Origin of the sequence: Oceanimonas marisflavi, from assembly GCF_003049725.1 — a bacterium.
GTDB classification, from domain to species: Bacteria; Pseudomonadota; Gammaproteobacteria; order Enterobacterales; family Aeromonadaceae; genus Oceanimonas; species Oceanimonas marisflavi.
The window spans coordinates 35,908-56,960 of record NZ_QAGM01000003.1; the positions used below are offsets into that span (position 1 = coordinate 35,908).

Sequence of the window (21,053 nt, forward strand, 5' to 3'; positions counted from 1 at the left end):
GACGGTCTGTTTGGACGACATATCGACGGGTGCCCTTGGCGGCATCCTGATTGCACTGCTGTTTGTTTCCGCCTTTTTCTCCAGCTCCGAAACCGGCATGATGTCGCTCAACCGCTACCGGTTGCGGCACCTGGTGCAAAGCCGCCACAAGGCCGCCACCCGGGTTGAAAAGCTGTTGTCCCGCCCGGACAGGCTGATTGGCCTGATCCTGATCGGCAACAACCTGGTCAATATTCTGGCCTCCGCCATCGCCACCCTGCTGGCCATTCGGCTGTTTGGCGACTATGGCGTGGCCGTGGCCACCATAGGACTGACCCTGGCGGTGCTGATCTTCTCGGAAGTGACCCCCAAGACCCTGGCCGCCCTCTACCCGGAAAAGGTCGCCTTTCCCGCCTCCATTATTCTGCGGCCGCTGATGGTGCTGCTGTATCCGGCGGTGTGGACCATCAACGCCATTTCCAACGGTCTGCTGGTGCTGTTTCGCATCAACCCCAAGGGCGGCGAAGATACCGCCATCAGCTCGGAAGAGCTGCGCACCATCGTCAACGAGGCCGGTGGCCTGATCCCCCGCCGCCACCAGGACATGCTGGTATCGATTCTGGATCTGGAAAAGGTGACGGTGGACGACATCATGGTGCCGCGCAACGAGATCTACGGCATTGACATCACTCAGGACTGGCGGAGCATCAACCGCCGGCTGCTGCAGAGCCCCCACACCAAGGTGCTGCTGTACCGGGACAATATCGATGATGCTCTGGGCTTTATTCACGCCCGGGACGCCCTGCGACTGCTGGGCCGGGAAGAGCTGTGCAAACCCAGCCTGATGCGGGCGGCACGGGAAGTGTATTTTATTCCCGAGGCCACACCGCTGAACGTGCAGCTGCTCAAGTTTCAGCGCAACAAGGAACGCATCGGCCTGATTGTGGACGAGTACGGCGATATTCAGGGGCTGATCACCCTGGATGACATTCTGGAAGAGATCGTCGGCGACTTTACCACCACCATCAGCCCTACCCTGAGTGACGAAATCCAGCCTCAGGATGACGGCTCCTACCTGATTGAAGGCTCTGCCAGCATTCGGGATCTGAACAAGGAGCTGAACTGGAACCTGCCCACCGACGGCCCCCGCTCGCTGAACGGCCTGATCCTGGAGTATCTGGAAGACATTCCCGAGGCCAATATCGGCCTGCGGGTGGCGGGTTATCCGATAGAAATTCTGGAAGTGGAAAACAATGTAATCAAGCAGGTGCGGGTGCAGCCCCAGTATTATCTGCCGGGGCCTTGATGACCGTCCATTCCTGCCAGATTAAAGACGCACTCATTGTATGCGCGGCCTGTAGGCGCCGCTTCAGCTGGCGCAAGCCTGAAGGCTACGGCGCATTCAAGGCCTGTTGCACAGGCCCTGCCGACTAAAGTGGCAGCTACAACGGAACCGGAATGCACTCAGCCCGCGCTGCGGCGCAGGCTTTCCGCTTCCAGATGAGTAAAGATGGTCATCAGCTCGTCCCGGTTTTCCACCAGATCCGCCAGGGTGTACTGCTCCATCACCTGCAAAAAGGCTTCCATGGCCTCGGCCAGGGCATTCCGCAGCCGGCAGGCCGGTATCAGATGACAGGCCGGGCTGCCACAGTCGATGCCCCTGAGGTTATTTTCCAGCAGCCGGATCACTCGGCCCGCGTTGATATCCCTGGGCTCACGGGCCAGACGAATACCCCCATTCTTGCCGCGCAGCGCCTCCACATAGCCCTCACGGGCCAGCTGATTGATCACCTTGACCATGTGATTGCGGGATACATCATAGAGCGCCGATACCCGGGCCACGCTGGTCAGCTCTCCTCTGGGCAGAGTGGCAAGGTACATCAGGGCCCGCAGGCCAAAATCGGTATAGGTGGTCAGCTTCATGAGCGATGTGTCCTGACAGTGGGCACTAACATATATACATAATACACATTCATGAGCACACTGACATTAAATGTCAGCCCTGGTCACGCTTGACCCGGTTCCAGTAACCATCCAGCTCTTCCAGGGAGCAGGCGCGACTGTCCTTGCCATCGGCGGCCAGGGCCTGCTCCACGGCGCGAAAACGACGCTCAAACTTGTCGTTGGCCCGGCGCAGCACGCTTTCCGGCTCCTGCTTGAGATGGCGCACCAGATTGACGGTGGCAAACAGCAGATCCCCGAGCTCGTCGGCAATGCGGTCATCATCACGTTCGGGCTGGTTGAGCTCTGCCATGACCTCGTCCAGCTCTTCGTGGATCTTGTCCACCACCGGCGGCAGCTCGCGCCAGTCAAAGCCCACGGCGGCGCAACGTTTCTGCATCTTGTGGGCCCGGGTCAGTGCCGGCAGTGCCAGGGGAATGTCATCCAAGGCGCTGGTGGCCGACTCATTACGCTGCTTGCGTTCCTCGGCCTTGGTGGCCTCCCAGTTGGCCTTGATGGCCGCCTCGTCGTCAAAGCGGACATTACCAAAGACATGGGGATGGCGGCTGACCAGCTTGTGGCTGATATTCTGTACCACATCACCAAAATTAAAGCGCGACTGCTCCTCGCCGAGACGGGAGTAGAACACCACCTGAAACAGCAGATCCCCCAGCTCTCCGGGCAGCTCATCCCAGGCCTCACGGGCAATGGTGTCGGCCACTTCGTAGGCCTCTTCCAGAGTGTGAGGCACTATGCTGGCAAAGTCCTGCTTCAGATCCCAGGGGCAGCCGTTTTCCGGATCCCGCAGCGCGGCCATGATCGCCAGCAGATCGGTCAGTGAATATTGATGTTGTTCCATGTGTCTCCCTAAAGCCGCCGGGCTTCCAGAATATCCGGCAGCTGACTGATCCTGGCCAGAGTACGGCTCAGGGTGTCGATATTGTAGACTTCCAGCTCCATGTCGATGGTGGCGGTCTGCTGCTTGCGGTTGGAGCTGCTGTTGACTCCCATCACATTGATCTTCTCATTGGCCAGTATGGTGGTGATATCCCGCAGCAGACCGGAGCGGTCGTTGGCCACCACCCGCAGGGTGAGGTGATAGCCACCGCCGTTGTCTTCGCCCCAGACCGCATCCACCATGCGTTCGGGGTGCTGGGCCGCCAGCTCCTTGAGCTGATCGCAGTCGGCCCTGTGGATGGAAATACCCCGCCCCTGAGTAATAAAGCCGATGATCTCGTCGCCGGGAATGGGCTGGCAGCAGCGGGCGGTATTGGTGAGCAGGTTGCCCACCCCCTGCACCACAATATGGCCCCTGGGCTTGTGGTCCTGATGCTTTTTCGCGGCCTTCTGCTCCAGCTCCCGCAGCACCTGTTCATCCTGCTCTTTGCTGGTGGGCTTCTTGTGCTGGCTCTGCAGGTAGTTGAGCAACTGGTTAATACGCAGATCGCCGCCACCAATGCCCGCCAGCAAGTCATCCAGGTGAGTGACATTGAATCGCTCCAGGGCCTTTTTATCGACCTGGGACAGGGTCAGCCCAAGACGCTCCAGCTCCTTGTCGAGCAGCTCACGCCCGGCGTGAATATTCTTGTCCCTGTCCTGTTTCTTGAACCAGGTCGCCACCTTGGAGCGGGCGCGCGAAGTGCGCAGAAAGCCCTGATTGGGGTTCATCCAGTCACGGCTGGGATTGGGCTGCTTCTGGGTGATGATCTCCACCTGATCGCCGGTCTGCAGCTGGTAGGTAAAGGGCACGATGCGTCCGTCCACCTTGGCGCCGATACAGCGGTGACCCACCTGACTGTGCACATAATAGGCAAAATCGAGGGGCGTGGCGCCGGCGGGCATGTCCACCACGTCGCCTCTGGGTGTGAACACATAGACCCTGTCTTCAAATACCTGGCTGCGCAGCTCGTCCACCAGTGAACCGCTTTCGGCCATGTCTTCCTGCCAGGCCAGCAGTTTTCTGAGCCAGGCGATTTTTTCTTCGTATCCGCCCTGCTTGCCGCCGGCAGCGCCTTCCTTGTATTTCCAGTGAGCCGCCACCCCCAGCTCCGCATCCTGGTGCATCTGATCGGTGCGGATCTGGATTTCAACGGTGCGCCCTTCCGGTCCGATCACCACCGTATGTATGGACTGGTAGCCGTTGGGCTTGGGATTGGCGACATAGTCGTCGAACTCACGGGGAATATGGCGCCACTGGGTATGCACTATGCCCAGCGCAGCGTAGCAGTCCTGCAGCCGGTGGGTCACCACCCGCACCGCGCGCACGTCAAACAGCTCGTCAAAGTCCAGATCCTTTTTCTGCATTTTGCGCCAGATGCTGTAGATGTGCTTGGGCCGGCCATAAACCTCGGCCTCCACGCCGGCTTCATGCAGGGCGTTTTTCAGGCTGGTGACGAAATTGGTGATGTAAGCTTCCCGGGCCAGCCGCTTTTCATCCAGCAAGTGAGCGATACGCTTGTAAGTGTCCGGGTGCAGATAGCGAAACGACAGATCCTCCAGCTCCCACTTGAGCTGGCCGATGCCCAGCCGGTTGGCCAGAGGCGCGTAGATATTGGCGATTTCCTTGGCCACCAGCACCCGGGTTTCCTCGTCGGCGCTTTTGACTTCGCGCAAACAGGTAATACGTTCCGCCAGCTTGATGACCACGGCGCGAACGTCTTCCACCATGGCCAGCAGCATGCGCCGCACCTTGTCGACCTGATCTTCGTTGCCCTTGTCGCCATGCACATGCTGCAATGAACGAATGGCCTCCATGTCGGCCACCCCCCGCAGCAAATGCTGAATATTGTTGCCGAAATCCTCGCATACCTGCTCAGGACCCAGGGCGCCATATTCCACAAAGGGATAGAGCAAGGCCGCTTTCAGGGTGTCGGCATCCATGCTCAGGGTCAGCAGAATGCCGACCATTTCCACCCCCTGGGCCAGCAGCCGGTCCCTTGCCTCGGCACACAACTCCAGTCGCTGGCAGTACTCGTAAACCGCCTTTAGCCGCGTCCGTTCATTGGCGTCCAGCGGCAGGCCATCGGCCCATTCCTGCAGGCAAAAGGTCGACTTGAGATGAGTTTCGCGCACGGCAACCATAAGCGTCCTTAACTGAGTTCAAACAACGCCATCGCTTCGCAATGGGGCGTATGGGGGAACATGTCAATCAGCCCGAGCCGGCTGAGGCGGTAACCGGCCGCCAGCAGCACTTCACTGTCCCGGGCCAGGGTGGCCGGATTGCAGGAGACATACAGCAGCCGCTCCGGCGCAAGCTCCGCCAGATAGGGCATGACCCGTTCGGCCCCGGCCCGGCCCGGGTCGATCAGCACATGGCCAAAGCCTTGCGCCACCCAGGGCTCTTGGGTGAAGTCGGTGGCCAGATCGGCCCGGTAAAAGCGGGCCTGGTTCAGCCGGTTGTCTTCGGCATTGCCCCGGGCCTGCTCCACCATTTCCATCACGCCTTCCACCCCTGTCACCGGATGACCGGCAGCAGCCAGCGGCAGGCTGAAATTGCCGATGCCGCAGAACAGATCCAGCACGGGAGCGCCGGGGTCCGGGGCCAGCCAGTCGATGGCCTGGCGCACCATGCGTTCGTTAAGGGCTGCATTGATCTGAATAAAGTCCCCCGGCGTAAACGAGAGCCTGAGATTATCTATCTGATAATAAAGCGGAAATGGAACATGTAAAGGGCGCCGGGCAGTATCGTCCTGTAAAAACAGCGCCAGCGTCCGCGCCTGGGCAAAGGCCAGCAGGGCGTCCAGATCCGGCGCCGGCAGGTGTCCCTTGTGACGCAGCAACAGGGCCACGCCTTCGGCCGAGTCATAGAGCTCCAGATGGCCCAGCTGACGCAGGGCTGTCAGCCGGTTCAGCAGCTGACGCAAGGGAGCGATCAGCGCCGACAGTACCGGCGTCAGCACTCCACAATGCTCAATCTCTGCCAGTTCGTGAGACTGGGACCGGCGAAATCCCAGCGCCACGCCCTTGCCCCGGCGGCGAATGGCCAGCCGGGCCACCCGGCGGTAGCCCTGCCCTTCCCCCTGCAGCCATTCCGGCTCGGGCAGCTCATTCACGCCATGACGGCCAAACAGGCTGAATACCGCCTTTTGTTTCAGCGTCCGCTGGGCTTCGAGCGGCAACTGCTGCAGGTTGCAGCCGCCACAGTCGGCCACATGGGCACAAAAGGGTTTTATTCTGTCGGGCGAGGCCTTGAGCACTTTCTGCAGGGTAGCGGTGGCGTAACGGCTGGTCTGGGTAGTCAGTTTTACCCGCACTTCCTCACCGGGCAACACGCCTGCCACAAACAGGGGTTTGCCCTGATGGCGGGCGACCCCCATGCCATGGCTGTTAAGCTCAAGAATGCGAATATCAAGTGGCGTTTGCACCGGTGCTGCGGGCTTTTTGACCTTGAAGAACTGAACCATAAAACGTGGAGCCCTCGAACCGGCTATGTCATCATAAGTCTACTGTCTTTTGAACGCGCATTGTCCCACATAAGCCCACTATGACCAAATACGGCCTGCGAGCCCGGGTACTGGCCTTTACCATTATTCCCACCCTGATCATCGGCATTTTGCTGGCGGGTTACTTTTCCGTGAACCGCTATCAGCAACTGGAAGAAGCGCTGATCAAGGAAGGCGTCAACGTGATAGAGCCCCTGGCCCTGGCCAGCGAGCTGGCGCTGACCGGCCGCAACCGGGAAGCCCTGAATCGCCTGCTCAGCAATATTCACCGCAACAATACGCCGCTGGTCAACGCCATTGCGCTGTTCGACCCCGAGGGCCGGCTGCTGGTGACCTCCAACTATCACCGGAATTTCAGCACCCTGCGTCTGCCTGACGGCACGGCCATTCCCGCCACCACTCAGGTGGAAACCGGTGAACACGGCATTATTCTGCGCACGCCGGTACTCACCGACGCATCCCGGCCCGATGCCCTGTGGGAAGAGTCCTCCACCCAAGCCCTCGGTTATGTGGCCATGCAGCTAACCGACGACTCGGCCATGCTGCTGCACTACCGCGACACCTTTTTTGCCGGCCTGATCGTGCTGCTGGGCGTGTGTCTCAGTGCCCTGTTCGGGGTCAGGCTTATCAAGGGCGTGTCTCAGCCCATCACCGACATGGTGAGCGCCGTGTACAAAATTCGGGAAGGCCGGCTCGACACCCGGGTCAGCGGCGAGTTTACCGGCGAGCTGGAAATGCTTAAAAACGGCATCAACGCCATGGCCAAGTCGCTGTCGGAATACCACGATGAAATGCAGCAGAACATCGATCAGGCCACCTCGGATCTGCGCGAAACCCTGGAGCAGATCGAGATACAGAACATCGAGCTGGACATGGCCAAGAAACGGGCCCAGGAGGCGGCCCGGGTCAAGACCGAGTTTCTGGCCAACATGTCCCACGAGCTGCGCACCCCGCTCAACGGCGTGATCGGCTTTGCCCGGCAGCTGCAGAAAACCAAGCTCACCTCCAGTCAGCTCGACTACCTGAAGACCATTGAAAAGTCGGCCCAGAATCTGCTTGGCATCATTAACGACATTCTCGACTTTTCCAAACTGGAAGCGGGCAAGCTGAAAATGGAGCAGATCCCCTTCTCCCTGCGCGACACCCTGCAGGAGGTGATGACCCTGCTCGCTCCCAGTGCCCACGACAAGGGACTGGAGCTGTCGCTCAGGGTGGATGCGGCGGTGCACGACAGCCTGGTGGGGGATCCGCTCCGGCTGCAGCAGGTGCTCAACAACCTGGTGGGCAACGCCATCAAGTTCACCGAGCAGGGCAACGTGGACGTGCGGGTGGACGCCCGGCCCGCCGGCCAGCCGGAACGCACCGGTCTGTGCATTCATGTGCAGGACACCGGCATCGGCATTTCCGACAGCCAGCGCCGTCAGCTGTTCCAGGCCTTTAACCAGGCCGACTCCAGCATTTCCCGCCGCTATGGCGGCACCGGGCTGGGACTGGTGATCACCCAGAAACTGGTGCACCAGATGGCCGGCGATATCGAACTTTACTCCGAGCCGGGTTCCGGCTCGGTATTCAGCTTTACCCTGGAGCTGGACAAGGCCGCCCTGCCCCTGGCCGAGCCCCTGCCACTGGCGGAGCTGACCGGCAAAACGGTGCTCTATCAGGAAGAAGACAGCTTCAGCCGGCGCGCTACCAGCGCCCTGCTGCGGGAGTGGGGCATGCAGGTGCTTTACGAGCCATCGGCCGAACAGCCCGTCGATATGGCCCTGCTCGGCTTTGGCCCCCATGCCCTGCCCAGTCAGATAGAGCAGGAACTCAGACGCCAGCTGGCCTTTGACAACAAGACGGTGATCCTGCTGAGCTCCACCGATCCGACCCTGAGCGACTCCCTGCTGGCGGCCGGGGCCGCCCATTGCCTGAGCAAACCGGCCCACTACCATAAACTGGCTCAGGCCCTGACCGAACAACGCCGGCCCGCCGACGAGCCGGTGACGCCCATCGCCCTGCCGCCGCCCGACTCCCGTCTTCCGTTGCGGGTGCTGGCGGTGGACGACAACCCGGCCAATCTCAAGCTTATCAGCGCCATGCTGGGCGAGCTGGTCAACCAGGTGGATACCGGCCGCAACGGTCAGGAGGCGCTCAACCTGGCCACCGTCAACCAGTACGACATTATCTTTATGGATATTCAGATGCCGGTGCTGGACGGCATTCAGGCCACCCGGGAAATCCGCGGTCAGGGTGGGCCCAACGCCACCACGCCCATCGTCGCCGTCACCGCCCACGCCATCGCCGGTGAACGGGACCGGCTGCTGGAGCAGGGCATGGATGACTACCTGGCCAAACCCATCGACGAGACCATACTGACCCGCATTATCAGCCACTTCGCCCACAAGCCGGAAACCCGTGGTCAAATCGACTGGTCGCTGGCATTGCAGCGGGCCGGCGGCAAGGAGGCCCTGGCCAGGGAAATGCTGAGCCTGCTGCTGCAGAGCTTTGACGAGTTTACCCCGCGCCTGAGTGCGGCATTGGCCGGTGAGCTGGGGGAGAGTGCGCTCTATGGTCCGCTGCACAAGTTGCACGGCGGCGCCGTGTATTGCGGTGTGCCTCAGCTGCAGTCACTGCTGGCCGCTCTGGAGCAGGCCCTGCTCGACAAGCAGCCCATTGACGACCTTGAGCCGGAGCTGCTGGAGCTGGAAGAGCGTATTGAACAGATACGGGAAGAAGCGAAAGCTTTTTTATAACACCAGGGATTGGGGATTAGGGACTCGGGACTGGCAAAGAACGGGACCTTTCCAGTCCCCATTCCCCAGTCCCGAATCCCCGGGTTTACACGCCCTGTCTGGCTTCGCGCAGCAGCCGCTTCATGTCGCGCACCGCCTTTTCCAGGCCGTCAAAGGCGGCCCGGGCGATGATGGCGTGGCCGATATTCAGCTCCAGCATCTCGGGAATGGCGGCGATGGGTTTGACGTTGTGGTAATGCAGGCCGTGGCCGCCGTTGACCTTGAGCCCGGCATCGTGAGCATAAGAAGCAGAGGCGGCAATGCGCTTGAGCTCGGCCAGCTGTTCGGCTTCGCTGGCAGCATCGGCGTAATGGCCGGTGTGGATTTCAATGTAGGGGGCACCGGCAGCCACCGCCGCATCGATCTGGGTCCGGTCGGCATCGATAAACAACGACACCAGAATGCCCGCTTCCCGCAGCCGGGTAACCGCATCTGTGATCCTGTCGAGCTGGCCGGCCACGTCCAGGCCGCCTTCGGTGGTCAGCTCTTCACGCTTTTCCGGCACCAGACAGACAAAGGCTGGCCTGGTACGACAGGCGATGTCGAGCATCTCCTCGGTCACCGCCATTTCCAGATTCATTCTAGTCTGAATGGTCCGCGCCAGGATCTCCACATCCCTGTCGGTAATATGCCGGCGATCCTCGCGCAGGTGCACGGTAATGCCATCGGCTCCCGCCTGCTCGGCCACGGCGGCGGCATAGACCGGATCCGGATAGCTGGTGCCCCGGGCGTTGCGCAAGGTGGCGATATGATCGATGTTCACACCCAAATACAGTTCACTCACTGGGACTTCCTCTCTTTCCTTTGATAAACAGGGCCCGGCTTTTCAGCTCCCGCCCTTCCAGATAAGGCGCCAGCGCCAGACGACTGAAACGCTTGGCCGCCGCCAGTACCTCCGGGCTGCTCAGCTCAAGCTCGGCCAGGGCATACAGCCAGTCGCCACGAAAGGCGCCGGGCTCGGCCCGCTCCAGCGCCACAAAGCCGGCTTCGGGCAGGTAAGCATACCAGCCCCGGGAAGATACCGCTGCCCCGGTGTGAGCCTCCTGAGTAAAATCCACCCCATAGCCGAGCACATTCAGCATATAAAACTCGAAATAACGCAGACAGGGCTCAAGAGCACTGCCAAGCGCCAGCTGTTGCAGGGTGTCCTGATAGACGTCAAACACCTCGTCAAAGGGGGTCTGCACTTCCAGCAGGTAATAGATCAGCTCATTGAGATAGAGGCCACTGTAGAGGGCGGGGCCGGCCAGAGCAATGGCCGGGCCGGTGGCTTCGGCACTGTACAGGGTTTTCAGCTCGCCCTTGCCGCCAAAGGTCAGTCGCAAAGGCACAAAGGGCTGCAACAACCCCTTTAAAGAAGAGCGGGGCTGACGACTGCCCCGGGCCACCAGGCTTTGCCGCCCCTGCTCACGAGTGAACACCTCCACCAGCTGGCTGGTTTCCCGGTAGGGACGGCTGTGAATGACAAAGGCGGCGTGCGCCATGCTCAGTCGTCGCCGTAACCCAGGCTGCGCAGGGCACGCTCGTCATCGGCCCAGCCGGACTTGACCTTGACCCACAGTTCCAGATAGACCTTTTGCTCCAGCAATCGCTCCAGATCGAGGCGGGCTTCGGTACCTATGGTGCGCAGCTTGTCACCCTTGTTGCCGATCACCATGCGCTTCTGGCCACTGCGCTCCACCAGGATCAGGCCGTTGATATGCACCACGCCCTTGTCATCCACCTGGTAACGCTCGATCTCCACGGTGATGGAATAGGGCAGCTCGTCACCGGTAAAGCGCATCAGCTTTTCGCGAATGATCTCCGCCGCCATAAAGCGGGAAGAGCGGTCGGTGATGTAGTCTTCCGGAAAATAGTGCAGCGAGGGCTTGAGCCGGGACTTCGCCAGTTTGGCAATGGTATCCACATTGGTGCCCTTTTCCGCCGAAATCGGCACGATATCGGCAAAGTCCATTTGCTGGGCCAGCCACTGCATATGGGGCAGCAGCGCCTCCTTGCTCTCGACGTTGTCGATCTTGTTGATGGCCAGCACCACGGGGCAGCTCATGCGGCGCAGCTTGTTCAGCACCATGTCGTCGTCCTTGGTCCACTGGGTACCATCCACCACGAACACCACCATTTCCACATCACCCAGGGAGCTGGAAGCCGCCCGGTTCATCAGCCGGTTGATGGCACGCTTTTCCTCGATGTGTAGGCCCGGGGTGTCGACATAGACCACCTGATGGGCGCCGTCGGTGTCGATACCCATAATGCGGTGACGGGTGGTCTGCGGCTTTTTCGAGGTAATGCTGACCTTCTGCCCCAGCAGCCGGTTCAGCAGAGTGGACTTGCCCACATTGGGCCGGCCGACAATGGCCACAAAGCCACAATAGGTTTGCTTTTGATCTGTCATAACAAGGTATCCAGGGCCTGCTCGGCCGCCGCCTGCTCCGCCTTGCGGCGGCTGGTGCCCACACCCACCACGGGCTCGTCCAGGCCGTCCACAATGCAGTGCACGGTAAATTTCTGATTGTGGGCTTCGCCAATAACGTCGACCACTTCATAGCTGGGCAGCGGCTTGCGCTTGCCCTGCAGCAGCTCCTGCAGCCGGGTCTTGGGATCCTTCTGCTCCACGCCGGGCTGAATGTCGTTCAGCCGGCTGTCATACCAGCTCAGCAGCAATTGAGTAATGCGCTCGATGCCGCTGTCGAGGTAGATGGCGCCGATCAGGGCCTCCACCGCGTCGGCCAGAATGGACTCCCGGCGGTAACCCCCGCTTTTCAGCTCGCCGGGCCCCAGGATCAGGTACTCACCCAGTTCAAAGTCCCGGGCCAGCTCGGCCAGGGTCTTTTCCCGCACCAGGGTGGCGCGCATGCGCGACATGTCGCCTTCATTGACCTTGGGAAAGCGGTGAAACAGGGCATCGGCGATCACCATGCTGAGTATGGAATCGCCGAGAAACTCCAGCCGCTCGTTATGGCGGGAGCCGGCGCTGCGGTGGGTCAGCGCCCGTACCAGCAGCGCCTCGTCATTAAAGGTATGGCCCAGTTTTTTTTGCAGGTTGTTCAGTTTTTTCATTAATGAATTGCGCCTATTCGGCTGAAACGCACATCACTGGGCACCCACTCAGGCAGCCAGCTGTCGGCGTTGCGATCAAACTCAAAGCTTATCCAGATGGCAACCGCTTTGCCCACCAGGTTGGCCTCGGGCACAAAGCCCCAGAAACGGCTGTCGGTGCTGTTGTCACGGTTGTCACCCAGGGCGAAGTAGTGTCCTTCCGGAACGACCCATTCATTAATGGCCGTGCCCGGCTGGCGGTGATACATGGATACGCGATCCGGCAGCAGCGGGTTTTGCAGAACGTCGTGAGAACGCTCGGTCAGGCTTTCCTGATAGCGGGCCAGAGGAATGCCCATCTGGGTAAACTCGCCGCTTTGTTCAAACTTGAGCGGCACCGGTAGCGCTTCATCAGCACAGTCGTTTCCATTGCAGGCTGGCTGAATATACAGCTGCTTGTCGCGGTATACGATACGATCACCGGGAAGACCCACAATACGCTTGATGTAGTCGATGCGGGGGTTTTCCGGATATTTGAACACCGCAATATCGCCCCGTTCCGGCTTGCCGGTGGGAACCAGGGTGGTGTTGGTGACCGGCTCCTTCAGCCCGTAAGAGAACTTCTCCACCAGAATAAAGTCCCCCACCAGCAGGGTGGGCATCATGGATCCGGAGGGGATCTGAAACGGTTCATAGATAAAGGAGCGCAGCACCAGTACCGCCGCGATCACCGGAAAAATGGATCTGGCCTGCTCAATCCAGCCCGGAGTGGCGGCGGCCTTGGCCAGCGCCGCCGCGTCCACCTTGTTGCCGTGGCTGGCTTGTGCCTCTGCCAGCCGGCGCCCCCGCTGGGGCGCCCAGATCCACTTGTCACAGGCCCAGATGATGCCGGTGACCAGAGTCACCAGCACCAGGATCAGGGCAAAGGTACTTGCCATGGTTACTTGTCCTTACCAACGTGCAGAATGGCGAGGAAGGCATCCTGCGGAATGTCCACCCGGCCCAGGGACTTCATTCGCTTTTTACCCTCTTTCTGCTTGGCCAGCAGCTTTTTCTTGCGGCTGACGTCACCGCCGTAACACTTGGCGGTCACGTCCTTGCGCAGGGCCTTGACCGTGCTGCGGGCGATAATCTGGTTGCCGATGGCCGCCTGAATGGCGATATCGAACATCTGCCGCGGAATAAGCTCGCGCATCTTCTCCACCAGCTGACGGCCCCGGAACTGGGCGTTGTCCTTGTGGGTGATGATCGCCAGGGCGTCGACCCGGTCGCCGTTGATCATGATGTCGAGACGCACCATGTCGGCGCCCTCAAAGCGCTTGAAGCCGTAATCCAGAGACGCATAGCCCCGGCTGGTGGACTTGAGCCGGTCAAAGAAGTCGAGCACCACTTCCGCCATGGGAATATCGTAGGTCAGCGCAACCTGATTGCCGTGGTAAACCATGTTGGTCTGCACGCCGCGCTTCTCGATACACAAGGTGATGACGTTGCCCAGGTATTCCTGAGGCACCAGAATGTGACACTCGGCGATGGGCTCGTGAATTTCTTCAATATTGTTCACCGCCGGCAGCTGGGACGGGCTGTCGATATAGATGACTTCACCGTCGGTCTTGACCACTTCGTATACTACCGTGGGCGCCGTGGTGATCAGATCCAGATCGTATTCCCGCTCCAGACGCTCCTGAATGATCTCCATGTGCAGCATGCCGAGGAAGCCACAACGGAAACCAAAGCCCAGCGCGTTGGAGGTTTCCGGCTCGTAGAACAATGAGGCGTCGTTCAGCGCCAGCTTGTCGAGCGCGTCACGGAAGGCTTCATAGTCGTCGCTGGAGATGGGGAACAGGCCGGCATACACCTGGGGCTTGACCTTCTGGAAGCCGGGCAGCGCTTTTTCTGCACCGTGTTTGGCATGGGTCAGGGTATCCCCCACGGGCGCACCGTGAATGTCCTTGATGCCACACACCACCCAGCCCACTTCGCCGCAGTTGAGGCCGTCGGTGTCCTTTTGCTTGGGCGTAAAGATACCGATGCGATCCACGCCCCAGACCTGACCGGTGCTCATCACCTTGATCTTGTCGTTCTTCTTCAGGCTGCCGTGCTTGATGCGCACCAGCGACACCACCCCCAGGTAGGAGTCGAACCAGGAGTCGATGATCAGCGCCTGCAGCGGCCCTTCCGGCTCACCCACGGGCGACGGAATCTTCTGAACTATGGTCTCCAGCACCTGATCCACGCCCAGGCCGGTCTTGGCAGAGCAGCGCACCGCATCGATGGCGTCGATGCCGACGATGTCTTCAATCTCTTCCGCCACCCGCTCCGGCTCGGCCTGGGGCAGGTCTATCTTGTTCAGTACCGGCACCACTTCCAGGTTCATGTCCAGCGCGGTGTAACAGTTGGCCAGAGTCTGTGCCTCAACCCCCTGACCGGCATCCACCACCAGCAGCGCCCCTTCGCAGGCGGCCAGCGAGCGGGATACCTCATAGGAGAAATCCACATGCCCGGGCGTGTCGATGAAGTTGAGCTGGTACTGGTTGCCGTCCTGCGCCTGGTAGTTCAGGGTCACACTCTGGGCCTTGATGGTAATGCCGCGCTCGCGCTCCAGATCCATGGAGTCGAGTACCTGTTGCTGCATTTCCCTATCGGTGAGGCCGCCACATACCTGGATCAGGCGATCGGACAGGGTCGATTTGCCGTGGTCGATGTGAGCGATGACGGAGAAATTACGAATATGCTTCATGATGCGATAAGGCGTCCGTAGTCAATGGCGACAATAAAGACGGGATTCTACCGGATTCGCGGCACAGTGACCAATCCTTAGTCTGCAGGGGCGGTACTAATCTTCACTTCGGGCCAGCGGTATCAGGGCATCCAGTATCACCGGATGATCCTTTTTGCCTCTGTGGCGGGACAGCCGTGATGCCAGACCAAAACCCAGCACTCCGCCGGCCAGCGCTCCCGCTATGCTGCCCCCATCCGCAAAGCCGGCCCAGCTTGCCAGCAGCCCGCCCGCCAGCAGGCACAACAGCGGCAGCAGATACACCAGCAGGGCGCCGGTAATGAGACTGTGCTCGGGAATACCGATGCGTACCTGCTGGCCGGGTCTGAGCTCGAGACCGGTGGCGATCACAAACCGGTGATCCCGTCCGGGCAGCGCCTTTGACACCAGGCCGGTGCCACAGCTGCTGCTTTGCCGGCACTGGCCACAGGCCGATTTGCTGAAACAGCTGACTTCCACCGCTCCCGTGTGCACTGTGGTAACGGTGGCGATTTCTTCAATCATTCTTTTGCCTCCACCGCCTCACTGGGCGCTATCGACTCGGCAATGCGGCGGGCGGTATCGGCGGGTACATCACCCACCACGGTCACTTCCACCCGCCCCGGACTGACCAGGCTGACCAGATGAGTCGCTCCCTGGCGCACCAGCTGCTGACGGGATTCATTAACCTGCGACTCGGCCACATACACAGAGATATCAACCACACCGTTGGATGCCATCAGGTATTCTACCGGCTGTTCCGTCAGCGGCAGACGGTGGCGATTTTGAGTGCGGATCTCAAACCCTGCCGGCAGCCAGCCGGCCTGCCAGGTTGCCGGCGCCCCGGCCGCCGGCTGTGCATCGGCCAGTGGCATGGCCGGAGGCAGGTGAATATTCTGCAACTCCTGCAGCAAAGGCGCCGGTTGCTCACTGATGGACAGTGCCACCCCCATGCTCTGTGCCACCAGTGACGCTTCATGATCCAGGGTGTCGAGGCGCAGCAACAGACCGCTCTGCTGATCCAGCCATAATACATAGCCATAGCAATGCTCGGCCTTTGGCAGCAGCCGTACCAGATTGGCGGTGCGCCCCAGTACCCGGCTGCGTCCGGCGATCACCGCCTCGTAATGCTCAAGCAGGTGTGTGAGCGGCAGATGCTGCACACGCGTGAACAGCCCTGGTAAACGGGCATTGCGCAGGGTGTAACCTTCGGAGCTGTAATCGAAGAAACTGGTTTCATCGTCCCGCTGCAGGAATTCCCGGGGACGACCATTCAGGTGCAGCAGGTGGGTCAGGGTCTGACCATCGAGGTGACCCCGGGTCAGTCTTTTGGGCTCGGGCTCACCGAGACCGGACTCGACCAGCGTCAGTTCGAAGTTGAGTTGATGATAGGCCTGCTGCATGTTTTTCAGCAGTGCCACAGGATCGGCTTCAACCGTGGCCCGGGCGGGCCACGCCATGACCAGCAAAAATACCAGTGCCGTCCGCAATCCGTTCTGAATCAAGAAGCTGTCACCTCAGTCCTGACGCAGCCGTTGCTGCAGCTCATGATCCATCAGTACCGCATTGATGCGCCGTTCCTGTTCCAGCAACCGCTGCTCATTTACCCGCTGCGGCATATCAGCCTGATAGTTCAGGCTGACCGGCGCAACGCCACCACTCATGGGCACGGTATTGAGCACCGGCGACTGGATGGCCGAAGGCTGACTGTATTGCTGTACGCCAAAAATCACCGCCGCCGACACCGAAGCGGCAATGGCAAACTGACCGGCATGACGCAGGGCAGGCTTGAGCCGGCTGAAACCAAAGCGCGGCCGCACCACCTTTGCCGGCTCCCGGGCAACCGAAGCCGGCTCTGCGTTACTGTCGTTAGCCGCAGTCAATGGGGCATCCTGCTCCAGCGCCGCCATAACACGGTCGCTCAGATCAAATGGCAGCCGCTCGGGCAGCTCGTTACGCAGGGCATCGCCGTACAGGTGATAGCGGCCAAAGGCGTCGGCCAGCTCCTTGTTGCCGGCAACGTCTTCCAGTAACACCCTGTCCTGAATTTCTCCGTCTACCAGTGCCGATATTTGCTCTTTGTTAGCCATAACACTTCCCCGTTCAACTCCGAAGCAAGGGGGTTACCCGCTTGTCTATTGCTTCCCGAGCCCGAAAGATACGTGAACGCACGGTGCCTACCGGACAATCCATGACACTCGCAATGTCTTCGTAGCTCATTCCTTCCAGTTCCCGCAACGTAATCGCCGTTTTAAGATCGTCCGGCAGTCCGTCTATGGTGTCAAAAACGGCCCGGCGGATTTCTTCGGTCAGCATCAGATTTTCCGGTGAGGCCTGCTCCTTGAGCGCCTCGCCTCCGCCGTAATACTCGGCGTCTTCAATCTCCACGTCAGAACCAGGGGGGCGCCGCCGCTGCGACACCAGATGATTCTTGGCGGTGTTGACCGCAATGCGATACAGCCAGGTGAAAAAGGCACTTTCACCGCGAAAGCCGGGCAATGCCCGATAGGCCTTGATAAAGGCCTCCTGGGTCACATCGGGCACGTCTCCGGGGTTGGACACGTAACGGGACACCAGGTTCGCCACTTTGTACTGATATTTTTTCACCAGCAGGTTGTATGCATTCTTGTCACCCCGCTGAACCCGCTCGATCAATTGCTGATCCGTCAAATTTTCGCTCATACGAGCCGTGTAACCTCCGATTCTTCCGGTGCTCGACCACCAGCCCGTCACAAGCGTACCTTAATGGACTCCAACGGCGGGAAAAAGTTCTGAACTCATTTGGAAAAGCCAATTACGGCTGCGCAAAAGGGACGCATGGGATAACATGCAATGATTCTCCATTTCAAGCCAATGATACTTTATGAAGGATCCTGTTGAATATCTCTGCGATGTACTCATCATTGGCAGCGGTGCCGCCGGCCTGTCTCTGGCGCTGAAACTGGCCAGTCATGCCCGTGTGCATGTGCTGTGCAAAGGGCCGCTTGCCGAAGGCGCCACCCTGTATGCTCAGGGTGGCATTGCCGCCGTCTTTGATGAAACCGACAGCATCGAATCCCATGTGGCCGACACCCTGATCGCCGGCGCCGGCCTGTGCGATGAGCAGGTCGTGGAACTGACCGCCCGCAACGCCCCCGACGCCATTCGCTGGCTGATCGGACAGGGAGTACCCTTTGATACCGAAGAAACCGAACAGGGAGAGCCCAGCTATCACCTGACCCGGGAAGGCGGACACAGCCACAGACGCATTTTTCACGCCGCCGATGCCACCGGCCGGGCGGTACAGACCACGCTGATCGAGCAGGTGAAGCGCCATCCCAACATTCATGTGCTGGAACGGGTCAACGCCCTGGATCTGATCACCTCCGCCAAAGTCGGCCTGCCCGGCAACCGGGTGCTGGGCGCCTATGTCTGGAACCGCAACAAGGAGCGGGTGGAAACCGTGCGGGCCAAATTCGTGGCCATGGCCACCGGCGGCGCCTCCAAGGTCTATCAGTACACCTCCAATCCGGATGTCAGCTCCGGCGATGGTATCGCCATGGCCTGGCGGGCCGGCTGCCGGGTGGCCAATATGGAGTTCAACCAGTTCCATCCCACCAGTCTGTATCATCCGGACGACAACAACTTTCTGCTGACCGAGGCTCTGCGCGGCGAAGGAGCTCACCTGCTGCGCCCGGATGGCAGCCGCTTTATGCCCGACTTTGATGACCGTGGCGAGCTGGCGCCGCGGGACATAGTGGCCAGAGCCATCGACCACGAGATGAAACGCCTCGGCGCCGACTGCATGTACCTCGACATCAGCCACAAACCCGCCGATTTTATCATCAGGCACTTTCCCACCATTTATGAGCGCTGCCTGAAAGTGGGCATCGATATCACCAAACAGGCCATGCCGGTGGTGCCCGCCGCCCACTACACCTGTGGCGGCGTGATGGTCGACCACAAGGGCCGCACCGATATCGACGGTCTCTATGCCATTGGCGAGGTGTCCTACACCGGTCTGCATGGCGCCAACCGCATGGCGTCAAACTCGCTGCTGGAGTGCATTGTGTTTGCCCGCGCCGCCGGCGAGCACATGCTGGCAAACCTGGCCACCACCCCTGAGCCGCCCATGTTGCCGCTGTGGGATGAAAGCAAGGTGACCGACTCCGACGAGGAAGTGGTGATCCACCATAACTGGCACGAGCTCAGGCTGTTTATGTGGGATTATGTGGGAATAGTGCGCTCCAACAAGCGGCTGGAGCGGGCCAAGCGCCGTATCGAGTTGCTGCAGCAGGAAATTCAGGAGTACTACGCCAACTTCCGGGTCAGCAACAACCTGCTGGAGCTGCGCAACCTGGTGCAGGTGGCGGAGCTGATTGTGCTGTCGGCCATGGAACGCAAGGAGTCCCGGGGACTGCATTACACCCTGGACTATCCGGACCAGCTCGACAACCCGCAGCCTACCGTACTCACTCCCGTCAACTACTGCGGCCGTCAGCCGGGGTAAAGCAGTTGCCGTGCCAGGCGCCGGTACACGGCGTCGGGCACCGCATCCTGAAACAGCCACAGCGGTGGCCAGGGATCGTCCTTCAGCACCAGCAGCAAAAAGCCGGGACCGGCCCGGCTGTAACGGGACAATTCGCCGCGGCGGCCGTTAAGGCTGAGCACGCCTTCATGAAATTCGCCCTGCAGCCGGTAACGCCGGCTGCCACGCCACATCAGCACCACCGCCAGCAACCAGCCGGGGACAAGCCAGGGCAAACGGTCGGCACTCAGCAACAGCGAAGCGGGCAGCCATAACAGCAAGGCCAGCCCCAGCAGGTAGAGCTGGTGCAACCGTGAGGGCTCAGCGTTGATTGCGAATCTGGTTACGCTCAAGAATGTAGCTCACCATGCTCTGCAGGGCCGCATCCTTTGAGCGGTCGTGGCCCATAAACCAGGCGAACAGATCCGGGTCATCACATTCCAGCAGGCGGCGGAAGGTCGCCTGCTGCGCCTCGTCAAGGGCATCGTATTCGTGCTCCACAAAAGGCGCGAGGATCACATCCAGCTCGAGCATGCCCCGGCGGCATGCCCAGATCAGGCGGGGTTTGTCAGTGCTAGTGAGCATGTCGGCTTCCATGTAACAAAACAAAGCTCATGGTATAAGGTCGAATGAGTACTGACAAATAACTTGGCCGTCTTTACCATAAGGGTCACATTTTAGGAATGAAACAGAGGGTATTCCCGTGTTTAGCATCGCCTCATCTCCCCAACTCTACCCGCTGACCGACAGGGCCGTGATCAGCCTGACCGGCGACGAGCGGGTCAAATACCTGCAGGGTCAGATTACCTGCGACGTGACCGCCCTCAACCCCGGTGACGCCAGTCCCGGTGGCCACTGCGACAGCAAGGGCAAGCTGTGGGCATCCTTCTGGGTGGCCAACCAGGGTGAACAGCTGTTGCTGGTGCTGAACCGCTCGCTGGTGACCCGCCAGCTGCCGGAGCTGAAAAAATTTGGCGTCTTTTCCAAAGTGGATATCGATGATGCCAGCGAACGCTGGCAGGTCTGCGGTCTGGCCGGTGAAGGACTGTCTCACTGGCTCAGCCACGAGGTCGGCGACGGCAACCTGTGGCAGGGCGGTGTGATTATTCCGGTGGCCGCCGAGCATGCGCTGCTGGTGCTGCCCAAAGACGCCGCTCTGCCCGACCTGCCCCGGGGCAGCGAGCAGGAATGGCAGGGTCTGATGATCCAGGCCGGACTGCCGGACATGAGCGCCGAGCATCAGGGCGAATACATTCCCCAGATGCTCAACCTGCAGGCCATTGGCGGCATCAGCTTTAACAAGGGCTGCTACATGGGTCAGGAAACCGTGGCCCGGGCCAAGTATCGCGGTGCCAACAAAAAGGCCATGTTTATTCTGGAAGGCGAAGCGGAAGCCGAGGTAACCGTCAACCAGGATCTGGAACTGCAGCTGGGCGACAACTGGCGCCGGGCCGGCACCGTGCTGAGCCTGTGCCAGCAGGGCAACCATTGCCTGCTGACCAGTGTGCTCAACAAGGATCTCGACGCCGACACCGTACTGCGCATCAAGGATCAGCCCGGCAGCCGGCTGCGGCTGCGCGCCCTGCCCTATAAACTGACCGACTGAGCCCTCCCCC

At 60.4% G+C, this 21,053-nt stretch carries 20 protein-coding genes; 4 read left to right on the forward strand and 16 right to left on the reverse strand.

All coding sequences use genetic code 11. From position 1 onward, the window contains the following. The first annotated feature begins 10 nt into the window (after positions 1 to 10). Positions 11 to 1,285 (forward strand): HlyC/CorC family transporter, encoded by a 1,275-nt coding sequence (locus DA373_RS02855; RefSeq protein WP_107850853.1) that lies wholly within the window; start codon positions 11 to 13, stop codon positions 1,283 to 1,285. A 158-nt stretch (positions 1,286 to 1,443) separates the two neighbouring features. Here DA373_RS02855 and DA373_RS02860 read toward each other — a convergent pair whose 3' ends face one another. From DA373_RS02860 to rlmD, 4 genes are all read right to left on the reverse strand, one after another. Beyond that, on the reverse strand, positions 1,444 to 1,902 hold the full coding sequence (locus DA373_RS02860) for an Rrf2 family transcriptional regulator (protein ID WP_107850854.1): 459 nt from the start codon (positions 1,900 to 1,902) through the stop codon (positions 1,444 to 1,446). A 73-nt stretch (positions 1,903 to 1,975) separates the two neighbouring features. Further along, positions 1,976 to 2,779 carry a nucleoside triphosphate pyrophosphohydrolase gene (gene mazG, locus DA373_RS02865; RefSeq protein ID WP_107850855.1) on the reverse strand — a complete coding sequence of 268 codons (804 nt, stop codon included), beginning with the start codon at positions 2,777 to 2,779 and terminating at the stop codon, positions 1,976 to 1,978. An 8-nt stretch (positions 2,780 to 2,787) separates the two neighbouring features. Further along, positions 2,788 to 5,001, reverse strand: a complete 2,214-nt coding sequence (gene relA / locus DA373_RS02870; protein ID WP_107850856.1) for a GTP diphosphokinase — start codon at positions 4,999 to 5,001, stop codon at positions 2,788 to 2,790. Positions 5,002 to 5,009: 8 nt separating this feature from the next. After that, positions 5,010 to 6,323 (reverse strand): 23S rRNA (uracil(1939)-C(5))-methyltransferase RlmD, encoded by a 1,314-nt coding sequence (gene rlmD, locus DA373_RS02875; RefSeq protein WP_107850857.1) that lies wholly within the window; start codon positions 6,321 to 6,323, stop codon positions 5,010 to 5,012. Between the two features lie 80 nt (positions 6,324 to 6,403). Between rlmD and barA the strand changes: the two genes are divergently transcribed. Beyond that, on the forward strand, positions 6,404 to 9,100 hold the full coding sequence (gene barA / locus DA373_RS02880; protein WP_107850858.1) for a two-component sensor histidine kinase BarA: 2,697 nt from the start codon (positions 6,404 to 6,406) through the stop codon (positions 9,098 to 9,100). An 85-nt stretch (positions 9,101 to 9,185) separates the two neighbouring features. Here barA and pdxJ read toward each other — a convergent pair whose 3' ends face one another. The 10 genes from pdxJ to rpoE form a co-directional block, all read right to left on the reverse strand. After that, on the reverse strand, positions 9,186 to 9,923 hold the full coding sequence (pdxJ, locus tag DA373_RS02885; protein ID WP_107850859.1) for a pyridoxine 5'-phosphate synthase: 738 nt from the start codon (positions 9,921 to 9,923) through the stop codon (positions 9,186 to 9,188). Next, positions 9,916 to 10,623, reverse strand: coding sequence for a DNA repair protein RecO (gene recO / locus DA373_RS02890; RefSeq protein ID WP_107850860.1), 708 nt, complete (start codon positions 10,621 to 10,623; stop codon positions 9,916 to 9,918). The genes pdxJ and recO overlap by 8 nt, the downstream gene beginning before the upstream one ends. Positions 10,624 to 10,625: 2 nt before the next feature. Next, on the reverse strand, positions 10,626 to 11,531 hold the full coding sequence (gene era / locus DA373_RS02895) for a GTPase Era (protein ID WP_107850861.1): 906 nt from the start codon (positions 11,529 to 11,531) through the stop codon (positions 10,626 to 10,628). Then, positions 11,528 to 12,196 carry a ribonuclease III gene (gene rnc / locus DA373_RS02900; RefSeq protein WP_107850862.1) on the reverse strand — a complete coding sequence of 223 codons (669 nt, stop codon included), beginning with the start codon at positions 12,194 to 12,196 and terminating at the stop codon, positions 11,528 to 11,530. The genes era and rnc overlap by 4 nt, the downstream gene beginning before the upstream one ends. Next, positions 12,196 to 13,113, reverse strand: a complete 918-nt coding sequence (lepB, locus tag DA373_RS02905; protein WP_107850863.1) for a signal peptidase I — start codon at positions 13,111 to 13,113, stop codon at positions 12,196 to 12,198. Before lepB ends, rnc begins: the two co-directional genes overlap by 1 nt. Before the next feature lie 2 nt (positions 13,114 to 13,115). Continuing rightward, positions 13,116 to 14,912, reverse strand: coding sequence for a translation elongation factor 4 (gene lepA / locus DA373_RS02910; RefSeq protein ID WP_107850864.1), 1,797 nt, complete (start codon positions 14,910 to 14,912; stop codon positions 13,116 to 13,118). 96 nt (positions 14,913 to 15,008) lie between these two features. After that, positions 15,009 to 15,455, reverse strand: a complete 447-nt coding sequence (locus DA373_RS02915; protein WP_107850865.1) for a SoxR reducing system RseC family protein — start codon at positions 15,453 to 15,455, stop codon at positions 15,009 to 15,011. After that, on the reverse strand, positions 15,452 to 16,435 hold the full coding sequence (locus DA373_RS02920; protein ID WP_232821174.1) for a MucB/RseB C-terminal domain-containing protein: 984 nt from the start codon (positions 16,433 to 16,435) through the stop codon (positions 15,452 to 15,454). Before DA373_RS02920 ends, DA373_RS02915 begins: the two co-directional genes overlap by 4 nt. A 12-nt stretch (positions 16,436 to 16,447) precedes the next feature. Beyond that, positions 16,448 to 17,020 (reverse strand): sigma-E factor negative regulatory protein, encoded by a 573-nt coding sequence (locus DA373_RS02925; RefSeq protein ID WP_107850866.1) that lies wholly within the window; start codon positions 17,018 to 17,020, stop codon positions 16,448 to 16,450. Between the two features lie 13 nt (positions 17,021 to 17,033). After that, the gene (gene rpoE / locus DA373_RS02930) at positions 17,034 to 17,612 is read right to left on the reverse strand and encodes an RNA polymerase sigma factor RpoE (protein WP_107850867.1); all 579 of its coding nucleotides are present in this window, start codon (positions 17,610 to 17,612) and stop codon (positions 17,034 to 17,036) included. 181 nt (positions 17,613 to 17,793) lie between these two features. Between rpoE and nadB the strand changes: the two genes are divergently transcribed. Further along, a complete protein-coding gene (gene nadB / locus DA373_RS02935; RefSeq protein ID WP_107850868.1) occupies positions 17,794 to 19,419 on the forward strand; it encodes an L-aspartate oxidase in 1,626 nt (541 codons plus the stop codon). Here nadB and DA373_RS02940 read toward each other — a convergent pair. Together DA373_RS02940 and DA373_RS02945 are read right to left on the reverse strand one after the other, a co-directional pair. Continuing rightward, positions 19,407 to 19,790: a protein YgfX gene (locus DA373_RS02940; RefSeq protein ID WP_107850869.1), complete on the reverse strand. Its 384-nt coding sequence runs from the start codon at positions 19,788 to 19,790 to the stop codon at positions 19,407 to 19,409. The two genes, nadB and DA373_RS02940, sit on opposite strands and share 13 nt — an antisense overlap. Next, entirely contained in the window at positions 19,759 to 20,022 is a 264-nt protein-coding gene (locus DA373_RS02945) for an FAD assembly factor SdhE (protein ID WP_107850978.1), read from the reverse strand. Before DA373_RS02945 ends, DA373_RS02940 begins: the two co-directional genes overlap by 32 nt. A gap of 112 nt (positions 20,023 to 20,134) precedes the next feature. On the opposite strand from DA373_RS02945, the gene ygfZ reads away from it, so the two are divergent. Beyond that, positions 20,135 to 21,043, forward strand: coding sequence for a CAF17-like 4Fe-4S cluster assembly/insertion protein YgfZ (gene ygfZ / locus DA373_RS02950; protein WP_198650223.1), 909 nt, complete (start codon positions 20,135 to 20,137; stop codon positions 21,041 to 21,043). Positions 21,044 to 21,053 lie beyond the last annotated feature (10 nt).